Raw genomic sequence first — 14,710 nt, 5'->3', positions numbered from 1 at the left:
GGTGTTATGGCGCATCTTTGGCGCGATCGTAACCGTGATTATCTGCTTAGTCGGTCGGGGCGGATGTTTGAACCTGACGGCGCACCCAGTCATCAAGATGGGCGGCAAGCGCAAGTCCGGGCCCGCCCGCATGGCCGACCTTGGATGTCACCACTCCGACCAGTTGCCATGATCCGTCGACACGGCGCAGGACAGGCCCGCCGGAATTGCCGCTGATCACATGGCAGGTCAGGCCCAGATATGTCGGCGTGGATTCCATGACCCGGCAATCAGACCGCCCGTTCAGAACGTTCCGGTTGCGGTTCTGATAGCCCAATATGGTCAAAGGGCCGCGCCCGATGGGCCCGTCTACGAACGCAATCGGAGGCACTCGGTTTGCGGGCACAGGTTTGTCCAGAACCAGTATCGCCACATCATAGGTGGCGCGCGCAAAGCCTTCGGTGACCAGATAGGCGGGATGGATGATCACTTCCTTGCCGCGGCGCTTTGCGGCACTGTTTTTACCGTCGCGCCCCGCAAAAAACACGATGCTTTCGGGTTCAAACGAATATCCCTGCCGGTTGGCGACACAATGCGCGGCTGTGATCACCCGGTCCGGCGTGACCAGCGTTCCGGTGCAGATGCCGCGCCGGTCCTCGTTCTTGCGCGACAATTGCCCGACGGCAACAAACTGGGCCCGCTCAGCGGCAGGCACAGGCGGCAGCATGTCCGGGGTTTGCGCATTTGCGGGCAGCACCGCCAGCGTGATTATCAGGGCCAGCACCCGCATCATCGTTCCATCAACCTTTTACCGAACAGTTTGCCATCACATACTGTGTACCAGATTTGTCGCGTCAGGGCAGGGGAAACAACCAGTGTTACATCCCGCCCCGCCATGCAATTCTGTGCCCCGGTTCGCAACGTGGTGGCCGCGGGCGCAAACGTCTTGCAAACCCGAGTGCCAACACATAGGTTCCGCGCAATTCACGGCCCCCCGAAACGGGCCCGCCCCACAAGAAAAAAGGACGCCCTATGGAAGGCAGTGCTATCGCCCAATTCGTGCCATTGATCCTGATTTTTGCGATCATGTATTTTCTGTTGATCCGGCCCCAGCAAAAAAAGGTCAAGGAACATGCCGCGATGGTTTCGGCACTGCGCCGTGGCGATCAGGTTGTGACTCAGGGTGGCCTGATCGGCAAAGTGGTCAAGGTCAAGGATGACGGTGAACTTGAGGTCGAGATCGCCGATGGCGTCAAGGTCCGCGTGATTCAAAGCACCATCGCGACCGTTATGTCAAAGACCGAACCGGCAAAGTAACCCGCCGTACCAAGTGACTGAAAAGGCAGGGTAATGCTGCAAATTGATCTTTGGAAGCGGATAACAATCTGGCTGTTTTGTATCGCCGGATTGTTGCTTGCCTTGCCAAACGGGTTTTATACCCGCGTTGAAAGCCACAATGATGCCGTTGCCGCGATTGAGCTGCAGGGCGCCACGCCCGAACTCGAAGCCGCAGCATCTGTCTGGCCCGACTGGATGCCATCCGCACTGGTCAATCTGGGCCTTGATCTGCGAGGTGGCGCACACCTGCTGGCCGAAGTGCGGCTGGAAGATGTCTATGCGTCGCGCATGGATGCGATGTGGCCGGAAATCCGCGATGCACTGCGCCCAGAACGCGCCACCGTGGGCGGGGTGCGTCAGCAACCGTCTGAACGGGGCGAGATTCGGGTGCGGATCGGGGAAGCCGACGGCATGGCGCGCGCGCTTGAGGTTGTGCGCGGTCTGGCCCGCCCGGTGCCGACCCTGTCGGGTGTCGGGGCCACCGACATTGATGTGCGTGCCGAAGGCGACGTGATCATCGTGACCCTGTCCGAAGCCGAGAAACTGTCCACCGACGAACGCACCATGCAGCAATCGCTGGAAATCATCCGCAACCGGATCGACGAGGTGGGCACACGCGAACCAACGATCCAGCGTCAAGGCGCGGAACGCATTCTTATTCAGGTGCCGGGTATCGGCTCTGCTTCGGAACTGAAAGACATTATCGGCACCACGGCGCAGCTGACGTTCAATCCGGTGGTCAGCCGTGGCAGCAACCCCGATGCATCGCCGGGCATCGGTAACAAAATCCTGCCTTCGCTGGACGAAGAGGGGCAGTATTACACCGTCGAATCCGCCCCCGTTGTCACCGGCGAGGAACTGGTCGATGCGCAACCGTCCTTTGACCAGAACGGAAACCCTGCCGTTTCGTTCCGCTTCAACACATCGGGCGCGCGCAAATTCGGCGACTATACCGCCGAAAACATCGGCAGCCCCTTTGCCATCATTCTGGATGACGAAGTGGTCAGCGCACCGGTGATCCAGTCGCATATTCCAGGTGGATCGGGCATTATCACGGGCCGCTTTTCGGTAGAGGAATCCACCACGCTTGCGGTTCTGCTGCGCGCGGGCGCCTTGCCTGCGGGGCTGGATTTTCTGGAAGAACGCACAATCGGCCCCGAACTGGGGCAGGACAGCATCGATGCGGGCAAAATCGCCACCGTTGTGGCCTTTGGCGGTGTGCTGGTGTTCATGGCGTTGAGTTACGGCTTGTTCGGGCTGTTCGCCAATGTCGCGCTGATCATCAATATAGGCCTGATTTTCGGCCTGCTGAGCCTTGTCGGGGCGACGCTGACGCTGCCGGGTATTGCCGGGATCGTGCTGACCGTGGGTATGGCGGTGGACGCCAACGTGCTGGTGTTTGAACGTATCCGCGAAGAACTGAAAACCGCCCGAGGACCGGCGCGCGCGATCGAACTGGGCTATGAAAAGGCGCTGTCGGCGATTCTGGATGCCAACATCACCACGTTCATCACCGCCGTGATCCTGTTTGTGATGGGGTCGGGCCCGGTGCGCGGCTTTGCCATTACCCTTGGGCTTGGCATCCTTACGTCGGTGTTCACGGCAATCTTTGTCACCCGCCTTATGGTCGTGATGTGGTTTGAACGCCGCCGGCCAAAAACGATCGAGGTATAAAAGATGCGTCTGAGACTGGTTCCCAAGGAAACATCCTTTGACTTCTTCAAGCGCTGGAAAATGTGGCTGGGCATATCGGCGCTGATGATGATCGTTGCCTTTGCATCATTCATGATCCAGGGGCTTAATTTTGGCATCGACTTTCGCGGTGGTACGACCATCCGTTCGGAAAGCCCGTTGCCGGTTGATATCGGTGTCTATCGCGGTGCAATCGACGAACTGGGCCTTGGCGATGTGACGATTACAGAAGTGTTCGATCCCACATTCGGGCCAGAGCAGAACGTAGCCATGATCCGTATTCAGGCGCAGGACGGGCAGGAAGCGGTCACAGCCGAACTGATTGCCGACGTTGAAAACGCGCTGATTGCGGTACGCCCCGATATCAAGTTCATATCGGTCGAAAGCGTCGGGCCCAAGGTTTCTGGCGAACTGGTGCAGACGGCGGCCATTGCGGTGCTTTTGGCGATCGGTGCGGTTCTGATCTATATCTGGCTGCGCTTTGAATGGCAGTTTGCGGTGGGGGCTGTTGTTGCCCTTGTCCACGATGTTATCCTGACCATCGGGGTGTTTTCCGAACTGCAAATCCGGTTCGATCTGGCCATTATCGCCGCTTTGCTGACCATTGTCGGCTATTCGCTGAATGATACGGTGGTGGTGTTTGACCGCGTGCGGGAAAACCTGCGCAAATACAAACAGAAATCGCTGTCCGAGGTTCTGAACATCAGTATCAACGAAACGCTCAGCCGAACGATGATGACATCTGTCACCACCCTTCTGGCGCTGATTGCGCTGTTTGTGCTGGGGGGTGATGTGATCCGTGGCTTTGTCTTTGCGATGATCTGGGGCGTGATCATCGGCACCTATTCATCGGTGTTCGTTGCCTCGACGATCCTGCTGTATCTTGGTGTCAAACGAGACTGGTCCAAACCCGACGCGAACGCGGGCAACCAGTACGCCAACATAGATGCCTGATCTTGTCCTGTCGGCCCTGCAGACGCCGGGGCTGATATGGCTGGTTCTGACGATTATTGTTGCGGGGCTGGTGCGTGGCTTTGCCGGTTTTGGCAGCGCGATGATCATCATGCCGATGGCCAGTTCCGTGCTGTCGCCGGTTGCCGCCATCGTGTTCCTCAGCGTGGTGGAACTGACCGGGCCGTTGCCCAATCTGCCCGCTGCCCTGCGTGACGGAAACAGGCCCGATATCGCCCGCCTTGCACTGGGGGCGGTTCTGGCTTTGCCGTTTGGCATTTACAGCCTGACGCTGATGTCACCGGAATTTTTCGGCTGGATTGTGTCCATACTGGTGCTGGCCCTGCTGGCAGCCTTGATCACCGGCTGGCGGTACAGAGGGGAATTGACCAAGGGGCTGATCATTGCAACGGGCGGTGTTGGCGGTTTCCTCAGCGGATCAACCGGAGTGGCAGGGCCGCCGGTAATCATGCTGTACATGGCCAGCCTGCGGCCGATTTCGGTGATCCGTGCCAATTTCCTAATGTATCTTCTGATGATTGATCTGCTGATGCTGGCGGCGTTTTCGATGCTGGGCCTGATGGAACTTGCCCCCGCCATCATTGGCGTTCTACTTTGGGGGCCCTACATGCTGGCCAATGTGATCGGCGCGCGGTTTTTCCGCCCGGATGCGGAACGCAGTTTTCGCGCGGTTGCCTATATCATCATCGCGGCATCGGCTATTCTGGGCCTGCCACTGTGGAACTGACGAAAGGGACGGGACATGCAACTGAACGAAATCCGCTATGAAGATGCCACCCCGATAGATGGCTACGGCCCCGGATTTTTCCGTATCGGGGGGCAGGTGGTTCAGGGCGCGATGCTGACGCAGTTGACAGGCACCGGCACATGGGGTGGGTTTGACGATGTAGAGCCGCTGCTGGCACTGGCGGGCGAGGTTGATGTTTTGTTTATCGGCACCGGCGCGGAAATTGCCCATATTCCGGCAAAGCTGCGCGAGACGCTGGAAACTGCGGGCCTTGGGGTCGAGGTGATGAATTCGCCCGCGGCCTGCCGGACCTACAACATTCTGCTATCGGAAGGGCGGCGTGTGGCCGCGGCGTTGATCCCTGTCTGACATTGCACACGAACATGGCTTTTGCAGGCGTGAACAATCGGTTAAGCCGTTGCCATGACACTGATCGTTTCCAATCTGACCGTCACGCGCGGCGGCCTCCCGGTTCTGGAGGGGCTGAATTTCACGCTGGAGGCGGGGCAGGCGCTGATCCTGCGCGGGCCGAACGGATCGGGCAAAACCACATTGCTGCGCACGCTGGCCGGATTGCAGCCCGCCGGGCATGGCACCATCAAGGGTGCCGAGGAACAGATCGCCTATGCGGGCCATTCCGACGGGCTGAAACTGACGATGAGCGTGGTTGAAAACCTGACATTCTGGGCGCGGGTGTTTCGCGCTGATGATATTGCGCCCGCGCTGGCCGCCTATGATCTTGGCCCGCTTGCGGATCGTCATGCCGGTACGCTGTCGGCGGGGCAGAAACGCCGCCTTGGACTGGCGCGTCTGATGGTCACGAACCGCAAGATTTGGGCGCTGGACGAACCGACCGTGTCGCTGGACAAAACCGCTGTAGGCCAGTTTGCCGATGCGGTGCGCGCGCATCTGGGGCAGGGCGGATCGGCCATGATCGCCACCCATATCGATCTGGGGCTGGACGCCGATGTGCTGGATGTAACGCCGTTTCGCGCCAGATTGCCCGCGCCAGGTACAGCGGACGAGGCCTACCTGTGATTGCGCTGCTGACACGGGATATTCAACTGGCGTTCCGCGCCGGTGGTGGTTTCGGTCTGGGCCTTGCCTTTTTCCTGATCGTGACCGTGCTGGTGCCGTTCAGCGTGGGGCCGCAAAGTGCGCTGCTGTCAACCATCGCACCGGGGGTGTTGTGGCTGGGCGCGCTGCTGGCCTGCCTGTTGTCGCTGGATCGCCTGATGGCACTGGACTGGGAGGACGGCACGCTTGATCTGCTGGCCACAGCCCCGCTGCCGCTGGAAGGGGTCGCTGCCATCAAATCGCTGGCGCACTGGATCACCACGGGCCTGCCGCTGGTGCTGGCCGCACCGGTGCTTGGCGTATTGCTGAACCTGCCGCCGCAAGGCTATTGGCCGCTGGTCCTGTCGCTGGCGCTTGGCACGCCGGCGCTGTCGGTGATCGGCACATTCGGGGCGGCGCTGACGGTGGGGCTGAAACGCGGCGGATTGCTGATGTCGATCCTTGTGCTGCCGCTTTATGTGCCCACGCTGATCTTTGGCGCGGAAATGGCGCGGCGTGGGGCAGCGGGGATGGATACGGCAACCCCGATGCTGATGCTGGCCGGAATCACCGCCGGCGCGGCCGCTTTGCTGCCCTTTGCCAGCGCGGCGGTCCTGCGCGTCAATTTGCGCTGATGCGGGCAATTGCGGGCATCATCAGGAAGGGTTAGAGAACGGCCATGTCTTTGTGGGAATACGCAAATCCAAGAAAATTTCTGGCCACCAGCGCCCGTGTGCTGCCGGTGATCTGGGTGTTGTCGGCCCTGTGCATCGTCACGGGCCTGATCTGGGGTTTCTTCTTCACGCCCGATGATTTCCGGCAGGGGTCAACCGTCAAGATCATCTATCTGCATGTGCCTTCAGCGCTGATGGCGATCAATGCGTGGTTCATGATGCTGGTTGCATCGCTGGTCTGGATCGTGCGGCGCCACCATGTCAGCGCGCTGGCGGCCAAGGCGGCGGCCCCGGTGGGCGTTGTCATGACCCTGATTGCGCTGGCCACCGGCGCGATCTGGGGCCAGCCGATGTGGGGCACCTATTGGGCGTGGGATCCGCGCCTGACATCGTTCCTGATCCTGTTTCTGTTCTATCTGGGCTATATCGCCCTGTGGGAAGCAATTGATAACCCCGACACAGCCGCCGATCTGACATCGGTTCTGTGCATCGTGGGATCGGTCTTTGCGGTGCTGTCGCGCTATGCGGTCAATTTCTGGAATCAGGGCCTGCATCAGGGCGCATCCCTGTCGCTGGACAAGGAAGAAAACGTGGCTGACGTGTTCTTTCACCCGTTGTTGATTTGCATTGCGGGGTTTGTGCTGCTTTTTCTGGCGCTGGTTCTGTACCGGACCGGAACTGAAATTCGCGCCCGCCGGATAAAGGCGCTGATCACCCGCGAAAGGATGGCGGAATGATGCCAGATCTTGGAAAATACGGCGATGCGGTTCTGTCCGCCTATGGTGCGTCGATCCTGTTGCTGGTTCTTCTGGTTGCCTTCAGCATCTGGAAAGGGCGGCGCGTGCGCGCCGAACTGGACCGGGTAGAGGCGCGCGTGGGCCGATCCAATGGCTAGAATTTCACCCCTGATGCTGGCCCCGCCGGTGATTTTTGGAGCTTTGATAGTCCTCTTTGCTTTTGGAATGTTCCGACCAGACAAGGACGCACTTCCTTCCACCTTTGTCGGTCGGCCTGCTCCGCCTCTTGTTCTGGAAGGTTTGCCGCAAAAAGATAAATTCGACGACAAAACTTTAATAGACGGCAACGTGAAACTGGTGAATTTCTGGGCGAGTTGGTGCGCCCCTTGCAGGGTAGAGCATCCGAACTTGGAGCAATTGGCACAAGAGGGTGTGCCAATTTATGGTATCAACTACAAGGATGACCCGGCCAAGGCTCTCAAGTTTCTCGATGAATTGGGCGATCCATATATTGCGGTTGGCACCGACAAGACTGGTCGCGCTACAGCTCCCAATTGGGGCGTTTATGGGGTTCCAGAAACGTTTGTGGTCGATGGTAGTGGCACTATTCTGCTGCGCTTTCCCGGACCGGTGACGCAGAGGGTGATCACAAAAACCATCCGTCCCCTGTTGGAAGGCGCTGCGTCGAATTGATCGCGTTGGTCTGATCAGGCTTGCCAAATGGGCATGCCGCACCCGATGATGATGCCAACGGGCATTCAACAGGGGCATTACATGGCACAGACGCAAGCGGAAAAAGAGGCGCAGGCCGTCCAGACTTATGTGGCGATGTTCGCGCCTGACCGGATCGATGAAAACTTCCGCACAATGGCACAGACCTATGCGTCGATCACGCTGCCTCGATCCGGGCCGGTTGCGCCCCTGCCTGAGAAACCCTGCGCGTCGGTATTTCCCGAAACCTATGCTTATGAGGGCGCGCAGCACAGTCTGGCCGACCTGCTGAATGCACAACACTGGACCGGTCTTGCCATCGCGCAGGGTGGCGCGCTGGTGTTCGAGGATTACGCCCGCGGCAATACCGCAGCATCGCGCCCAATTCTGATGTCGGTCAGCAAATCGGTGCTGTCGATCCTGTTTGGCATCGCCCACACCGAAGGCGACATTCCCGACCTGAACGCACTGGTGACGGATTATGTGCCGGAACTGGGCGGGACCGGATATGACAATGTCACGCTGCAACAAGTGCTGGATATGACATCCGGCATCCGGTTCACCGAAGATTATGATGATCTGAATTCGGATATCGTGCGCTCGGTCGTGGCTTTTCTGATCGGATCGCAGGATGAATTCTGCAAGACGCTGATCAATGAAAAACCGCCCGGCAGTTTTTTTCAATATGCCAGTGTGGAAACCCATGTGCTGGGCTGGGTGCTGCGCCGTGCAACAGGGCGCAGCTTTGCAGATTATTTTACCGAAAAACTATGGTCGCGGATCGGGGCAGAGGCGGATGCCGATATGTTGACCGATCAGGCGGGGCAACCGCTGGTTTATGGCGGGTTGCACCTGTGCCTGCGCGATTTGATGCGAATCGGCCTGATGCTGACCCATGGCGGCAAAACGGCTGACGGCGTGCAGATTGTGCCCGCCGGCTGGATCACACAATCGACCACCCCGGATACGCCGCAATCGCGCCCCGGTGCGCGTATGCCCTATTCGGAAGACCTGTTCGGATACAAGAACCAGTGGTGGCTGCCTGTCACGCCCGATCACGGTGATTTTTGCGCCATCGGGATTTACGGGCAGTTTCTATATGTGAATCCACACCGCGACGTGGTGATCGCAATGAATTCCGCCTATCGCGATTACAACGACACCGGCGAAGAGATGGAGATGCAGATGCTGTGCGCCTTTCAGGCAATTGTGCGGCATTTGACGCCCGACTGAACGGTACGGAACTGCCATAAAAAACCGGCCCGCGCTGAACGCGGGCCGGTTTCTTATCTTACAGACAGATCGAAAGATCAGGCAGCTTTGGCCAGATTGCGCAGCACGTAATGCAGCACGCCGCCATGTTCGATATATTCAATCTCGATAGCTGTATCGATCCGGCATTTCAGCGTGATATTCTTGGTGCTGCCATCGGCCATCGTGATCGTGCACGGCACCTCTTGCAGCGGCTGGATGGTGTCCAGACCGTGGATGGATACGGTTTCATTTCCGGTCAGGCCCAGCGATTTGCGGGTGTCGCCGCCGGTGAATTCGAACGGAATGACTCCCATGCCAACAAGGTTGGAGCGGTGGATACGTTCAAAACTTTCCGCAATCACCGCTTTGACGCCCAGCAGGGCCGTACCCTTGGCCGCCCAGTCGCGCGATGATCCGGCGCCGTATTGTTCGCCGCCGAACACCACCAGCGGTGTATCCGACTTTTGATAGGCCATTGCCGCATCAAAGATCGACATCTGGCTGCCATCGGGGCCCTTGGTATATCCGCCTTCGACACCGTCCAGCATTTCGTTCTTGATCCGGATGTTGGCGAATGTGCCACGCATCATCACCTCGTGGTTGCCACGGCGCGATCCGTAAGAATTGAATTCGCGCACGGGCACCTGATGATCGCGCAGGTACTGACCGGCTGGTGTTGTCTCCTTGAACGATCCCGCCGGGCTGATGTGGTCGGTGGTGATCATGTCGCCCAGCACCGCCAGCACCTTGGCGCCTTCGATGTTGGAAATCACACCGGGTTCGGCGCCCATACCCTGAAAATAGGGCGGGTTCTGCACATAGGTGGATGCGGGAGGCCAGTCATAGGTTTTTTCATCCGTGGTTTCCACGGCCTGCCATTTGTCATCGCCTTTGAACACGTCGGCATATTTTTCCTGGAACGCGTCGCGTGTCACCGTGGCTTCGACCAGTTCGGCAACCTCCTGGCTGCTGGGCCAGATGTCTTTCAGGAACACATCGTTGCCGTTCTTGTCCTGTCCCAGCGGTTCTGTAGTGATATCGACGTTCATGTCACCAACCAGCGCATAGGCAACGACCAGCGGCGGCGACGCCAGATAGTTGGCGCGCACATCAGGCGAAATGCGGCCTTCGAAATTGCGGTTGCCCGACAGTACCGAAACCGCAATCAGATCGTTTTCGTTGATCGATTTCGATATCTCGGCTTGCAGCGGGCCCGAATTGCCGATGCAGGTGGTGCAGCCATATCCCACAAGGTTAAAGCCGATTGCATCCAGATCATCCTGCAGGCCGGCTGCTTCCAGATAGGCGCTGACCACCTGAGAGCCCGGTGCCAGCGATGTTTTCACCCAAGGTTTGCGGGTCAGGCCCAGTTCATGCGCCTTGCGAGCCACCAGACCCGCGCCGATCATCACATATGGGTTGGATGTGTTGGTGCAGGATGTGATCGAGGCGATCACGATCGACCCGTCATGCAAGGCATAGGTTTCGTTGTCGACTGCGCCGCTTAGGTGGTGGCCTTCGTCACCGGGAATGTGGGACGGGGCGGGGGCGCCACCTTCGGCTGTCATTTCGGCCTTTTCGATGTAATCGGCGCGTTTTTCCGGCCGCTGGCCGGTCACATACTGGCCAAAAGCGCGGGCGGCATCGGTCAGCGCGATGAAGTCCTGTGGCCGCTTGGGGCCGGAGATTGCCGGAACAATCGTTGTCATGTCCAGATGCAACGTATCGGTGTAGATCGGCGCGTAATCATCGTCGCGCCACATGCCGTTTTCGCGGGCATAGGCCTCGACCAGGGCGATGCGCGCTTCGTCGCGTCCGGTGTTGCGCAGGTAGCGCAGGGTTTCGCCGTCAATCGGGAAAAATCCGCAGGTTGCACCGTATTCCGGTGCCATGTTGGCGATGGTCGCGCGGTCTGCCAGCGGCAGTGTATCAAGGCCTGCGCCATAGAATTCGACGAATTTGCCGACAACACCCTTGGCGCGCAGCATTTCGACGACTTTCAGCACCAGATCGGTGCCGGTGGTGCCTTCCATCATCTTGCCTGTCAGTTCGAACCCGACAACTTCGGGGATCAGCATGGAAATCGGCTGGCCCAGCATCGCGGCCTCGGCCTCGATCCCGCCGACACCCCAGCCCAGAACCGCCGCGCCGTTCACCATCGTGGTGTGGCTGTCGGTGCCGACCAGCGTATCGGGATAGGCGACTTCTTCGCCGTTCTGGTCGGTGTCCGTCCAGACGGTTTGCGCCAGATATTCAAGGTTGACCTGATGGCAGATGCCGGTTCCGGGGGGCACCACGCGGAAATTGTTGAATGCGTTCTGGCCCCATTTCAGGAATGTATACCGTTCCATGTTGCGTTCGTATTCGCGATCCACGTTCATCTGGAAGGCGCGCGGGTTGCCGAATTCATCGATCATCACCGAATGGTCAATCACCAGATCGACAGGGTTCAGCGGGTTGATCTTTTCAGCGTCACCACCGAGCGAGATAATCGCATCACGCATCGCGGCCAGATCGACCACGGCGGGAACGCCGGTGAAATCCTGCAACAACACGCGGGCAGGGCGGTAAGCGATCTCGCGCGGGTTCTGGCCGCCATTGGCCCCCCATTGCGCGAATGCCTTGATGTCGTCCACGGTCACGGTCTTGCCGTCCTCGAACCGCAGCATGTTTTCCAGAACCACTTTCAGCGCGGCGGGCAGTTTGGAAAAATCGCCCAATCCGGCCTCTTGCGCGGCGGGGATGGAATAATAGGCCAACGTCTGTCCGGCAGCGCTGATGGTTTTGCGGGTCTTGGCGGTGTCATGTCCAACGGTAATGGGCATCTGGCTTCTCCCTTAATGGATAAGAAATGGGTGGTGCTTGGCCCGCTTCTGAACCCAAATCACTTGGCAATCAAGGGTGATATGCGCAGGTGCGGCAATTTTGTATACCATTGTACACCGCAATTGCGAACATGGCCCGATAACCTGACGGTAACCTTGTCTCTCGAAACGTTGATTGGTTATTTCAGGCGCGCGTTGCTAGGTGTTTTCGGCAACCAAAGGAGACGGAAGACCCATGAAAGCCCTGACTGCCGCGTTCAGCGCCCTTTGGCTGTGCCTGTCTGCCCCTGCCCATGCGCAGAATTCGCCCGTGGTGATAGAACTGTTCACCTCTCAGGGCTGTTCGTCGTGTCCGCCTGCGGATGCGATGCTGCACAAACTGGCCGAACGCGACGACGTGATCGCGCTGGCGCTGCATGTGGATTACTGGGATTACATCGGCTGGAAGGATATCTTTGCCGATCCCGCCTATACCAAACGGCAAAAGGGCTATGCCCACAAGCAGGGTCGCCGCATGATCTACACGCCGCAAATGATCATCAACGGTCAGGATGACGTGGTCGGGGCCAAGCCGATGGATGTGGCCGAACTGATCCGAAAACATCACGCACAGCCTGTGCAAGTGCAGCTTGAGGCGCGCCGCCTTGGCGATATCGTAACCATCCGCGCCACACCGGTCGCAGAGACGGGGCCGATGACAGTGCAACTTGTCCGGTTCATGCCCAAACAAAGCGTTGAAATCACGCGCGGAGAAAACAGGGGCAAGACCGTCAGCTATGCCCACATCACCCACGGCTGGACCGAACTGGGCAAATGGGACGGCAGCGCGCCGTTCGAGCTTAACGCCGATGCGGCGGGCGATGATCCGGTGGTGGTGATCGTTCAGGGTGCGGGCTATGGCCCGATTCTGGCCGCGATCGAATTGCGTTAAACGTCCGTCTGGTCCGGCACGATATAGGGTTTCCAGCGCCGGTGGATCCAGAACCACTGATCCATGTGCTGGCGCACCAGTGCCTCTAACCCGTCATTCACATCCTGTGTCATGGTTTCGGGATCGCTGTGTGTGATCGGTTCCTGTACGGTGATTTCGAAATCAAACCCGTCAGGCTGGCGAATGGCATAGATCGGGATCAGGATTGCCTTGTATTTCAAGGCCAGTTCGGCGGTGACGGTGGATGTAACAGCCGGATGCCCGAAAAACATCAGATCCGCACCGCCATGCACATGCACATCTGTCAGAATGCCCAATGTCCCGCCATCGCGCAGATAGCGGACCATTTCCATCGTGCCACGTCGCCCCTGTTCGAACACCGGCGTGCCGATTGATTTCAGATTGCGCACATAATGAGTGTTGAAATAAGGGTTCGACATTTTGCGATAAAGGCCCCCGATGGTGAACCCGCGTGCGATCAGATGGGCGCGCACCACGTCGTAATTGCCGAAATGTGCGGTGACAAAGATCACCGGTTGCCGGTTGGCCTGTGCTGCTTCCAGCGTGGCGAAACCGGGGCCACCGATTTTTGCCTGTTTGGCGCGTTCGATGAATTCGGCGCCCGAATAGAATTCCATCACCGTGCGCCCCGCATTGTCCAGAACGGCGCGGCTCAGCCGGTCAACCTCGGCCTTGGGCAATTCGGGGCAGACCAGGTTCAGGTTATCGCGTACCCGTTTGTCAAACCGCGACAGCGGGCCAAGCACGCGCGCGACAAGCCCACCCATCCAGCGCACCCGCGTTTCATACGGCAGCAACAGTGCCAGCCAGATCAGCGCGCGCAGCACCAGATTTCCGGTGTATTGTCCGATACGGGTTAACAAGGGATCAGGTTTCTTGGCCACTGTGGTCCGGAGGGGTTAGGGGGGCCGACTGGCGCGCAAAGGTTTCTCTTTGCCAGACATAAAGTCCGGCCGCGGCAATAACAAGCGCCCCCACTACAGTCCAGAAATCGGGGACTTCGGCAAAGAACAGCAGCCCCCAGAACGCGGCGAACACCAGACCCAGATAGGCATATGGCGCCAGCATTCCGGCCTCGCCCGCTGTCAGGGCGCGGATCAGGCTCATTTGTCCGGCGGTGCCAAAGGCTGCGATCATTCCCATCAACAGCCAGCCTTTGGCGCCGGGCGGCTGCCATGCGAACGGAACGGCGATGGACAGGATCAGGGTGCCGACCAGACCGGTGTAGAACAAAGAGGTCCAAACATCCTCGTCCCGCCCGACTAGCCGCGTCAGCAGCGCGTAGGAACTGTAACACAGCGCAGCCCCCAGCGGCAGCAGTGCATAAGGCGAAAACACATCGCTGCCCGGGCGGATCACGATCAGCGCGCCGACCATCGCGGCCAGAATGCCGAACACTCGCCGCATCCCAAGTTTTTCGCCCAGAAACAGCGCCGCACCCAGCGTAACAAGAACGGGATTCACATTCATGATGGCGCTGGCCTCGGTCAGGCCGATATGGGCCAGCCCCAGAAAGAAACATCCCGTCGCGCCCATCAACAGAACCGACCGGAAGAATTGCAGCTTGAGGTATTTCGTTCGCATGACCGACCGGAACCTTGGCGCGATCAGCACCAGAACCAACGCCATCTGCCCGGCATAGCGCGCCCAGAGCGCGGGCACGGTGCCCACAATCGGCGACAGCGCCTTGACGGTGGCATCCATCATCGAAAAGCACAGGATCGCAAGAATCATGTAGGCAATCGCGCGGCCGTTTCCGGCAAGGGCAGGGGCGACAGAGATTGTCATAAAGG

The 14,710-nt window shown here is 59.0% G+C and carries 16 protein-coding genes; 12 read left to right on the top strand and 4 right to left on the bottom strand.

Annotated features, from left to right (window positions below):
* Positions 1 to 46: 46 nt before the first annotated feature.
* Positions 47 to 772, bottom strand: coding sequence for a trypsin-like serine peptidase (locus OLX72_RS17870; RefSeq protein WP_114869867.1), 726 nt, complete (start codon positions 770 to 772; stop codon positions 47 to 49).
* A gap of 239 nt (positions 773 to 1,011) precedes the next feature.
* On the opposite strand from OLX72_RS17870, the gene yajC reads away from it, so the two are divergent.
* From yajC to OLX72_RS17815, 11 genes are all read left to right on the top strand, one after another.
* Positions 1,012 to 1,296, top strand: a complete 285-nt coding sequence (gene yajC / locus OLX72_RS17865; protein WP_114869868.1) for a preprotein translocase subunit YajC — start codon at positions 1,012 to 1,014, stop codon at positions 1,294 to 1,296.
* Between the two features lie 33 nt (positions 1,297 to 1,329).
* Positions 1,330 to 2,991: a protein translocase subunit SecD gene (secD, locus tag OLX72_RS17860; RefSeq protein WP_433989241.1), complete on the top strand. Its 1,662-nt coding sequence runs from the start codon at positions 1,330 to 1,332 to the stop codon at positions 2,989 to 2,991.
* Between the two features lie 3 nt (positions 2,992 to 2,994).
* Positions 2,995 to 3,963 carry a protein translocase subunit SecF gene (gene secF / locus OLX72_RS17855; RefSeq protein WP_114869870.1) on the top strand — a complete coding sequence of 323 codons (969 nt, stop codon included), beginning with the start codon at positions 2,995 to 2,997 and terminating at the stop codon, positions 3,961 to 3,963.
* A complete protein-coding gene (locus OLX72_RS17850) occupies positions 3,956 to 4,708 on the top strand; it encodes a sulfite exporter TauE/SafE family protein (RefSeq protein WP_114869871.1) in 753 nt (250 codons plus the stop codon). The genes secF and OLX72_RS17850 overlap by 8 nt, the downstream gene beginning before the upstream one ends.
* A gap of 15 nt (positions 4,709 to 4,723) precedes the next feature.
* Positions 4,724 to 5,077, top strand: a complete 354-nt coding sequence (locus tag OLX72_RS17845) for an Mth938-like domain-containing protein (protein WP_433989240.1) — start codon at positions 4,724 to 4,726, stop codon at positions 5,075 to 5,077.
* A 54-nt stretch (positions 5,078 to 5,131) separates the two neighbouring features.
* Positions 5,132 to 5,746 carry a heme ABC exporter ATP-binding protein CcmA gene (ccmA, locus tag OLX72_RS17840; protein WP_114869873.1) on the top strand — a complete coding sequence of 205 codons (615 nt, stop codon included), beginning with the start codon at positions 5,132 to 5,134 and terminating at the stop codon, positions 5,744 to 5,746.
* Positions 5,743 to 6,399: a heme exporter protein CcmB gene (gene ccmB / locus OLX72_RS17835; RefSeq protein WP_114869874.1), complete on the top strand. Its 657-nt coding sequence runs from the start codon at positions 5,743 to 5,745 to the stop codon at positions 6,397 to 6,399. The genes ccmA and ccmB overlap by 4 nt, the downstream gene beginning before the upstream one ends.
* A gap of 44 nt (positions 6,400 to 6,443) precedes the next feature.
* Positions 6,444 to 7,175 (top strand): heme ABC transporter permease, encoded by a 732-nt coding sequence (locus OLX72_RS17830; protein ID WP_114869875.1) that lies wholly within the window; start codon positions 6,444 to 6,446, stop codon positions 7,173 to 7,175.
* Complete coding sequence (gene ccmD, locus OLX72_RS17825; protein WP_205389200.1) at positions 7,172 to 7,333, top strand: heme exporter protein CcmD; 162 nt, start codon at positions 7,172 to 7,174, stop codon at positions 7,331 to 7,333. The genes OLX72_RS17830 and ccmD overlap by 4 nt, the downstream gene beginning before the upstream one ends.
* Positions 7,326 to 7,868: a DsbE family thiol:disulfide interchange protein gene (locus OLX72_RS17820; protein WP_114869877.1), complete on the top strand. Its 543-nt coding sequence runs from the start codon at positions 7,326 to 7,328 to the stop codon at positions 7,866 to 7,868. The genes ccmD and OLX72_RS17820 overlap by 8 nt, the downstream gene beginning before the upstream one ends.
* 81 nt (positions 7,869 to 7,949) lie before the next feature.
* Positions 7,950 to 9,119, top strand: a complete 1,170-nt coding sequence (locus tag OLX72_RS17815; protein WP_162797963.1) for a serine hydrolase domain-containing protein — start codon at positions 7,950 to 7,952, stop codon at positions 9,117 to 9,119.
* A 77-nt stretch (positions 9,120 to 9,196) separates the two neighbouring features.
* Here OLX72_RS17815 and acnA read toward each other — a convergent pair whose 3' ends face one another.
* Positions 9,197 to 11,965, bottom strand: coding sequence for an aconitate hydratase AcnA (acnA, locus tag OLX72_RS17810; protein WP_114869879.1), 2,769 nt, complete (start codon positions 11,963 to 11,965; stop codon positions 9,197 to 9,199).
* A 235-nt stretch (positions 11,966 to 12,200) separates the two neighbouring features.
* Between acnA and OLX72_RS17805 the strand changes: the two genes are divergently transcribed.
* Positions 12,201 to 12,896, top strand: coding sequence for a DUF1223 domain-containing protein (locus tag OLX72_RS17805; protein ID WP_114869880.1), 696 nt, complete (start codon positions 12,201 to 12,203; stop codon positions 12,894 to 12,896).
* On the opposite strand, the gene OLX72_RS17800 is transcribed toward OLX72_RS17805, so the two are convergent.
* Positions 12,893 to 13,780: a lysophospholipid acyltransferase family protein gene (locus tag OLX72_RS17800; protein WP_433989239.1), complete on the bottom strand. Its 888-nt coding sequence runs from the start codon at positions 13,778 to 13,780 to the stop codon at positions 12,893 to 12,895. The genes OLX72_RS17805 and OLX72_RS17800 overlap by 4 nt on opposite strands.
* A 4-nt stretch (positions 13,781 to 13,784) precedes the next feature.
* Positions 13,785 to 14,705: a DMT family transporter gene (locus OLX72_RS17795; protein ID WP_205389202.1), complete on the bottom strand. Its 921-nt coding sequence runs from the start codon at positions 14,703 to 14,705 to the stop codon at positions 13,785 to 13,787.
* Between the last annotated feature and the right edge of the window lie 5 nt (positions 14,706 to 14,710).

Source organism: Sulfitobacter sp. TBRI5 (genome assembly GCF_051013555.1).
Classification (GTDB): Bacteria; Pseudomonadota; Alphaproteobacteria; order Rhodobacterales; family Rhodobacteraceae; genus JL08.
Note: the sequence above shows the minus strand (reverse complement) of the source record. Positions and strands in the feature narration are given on the sequence as shown.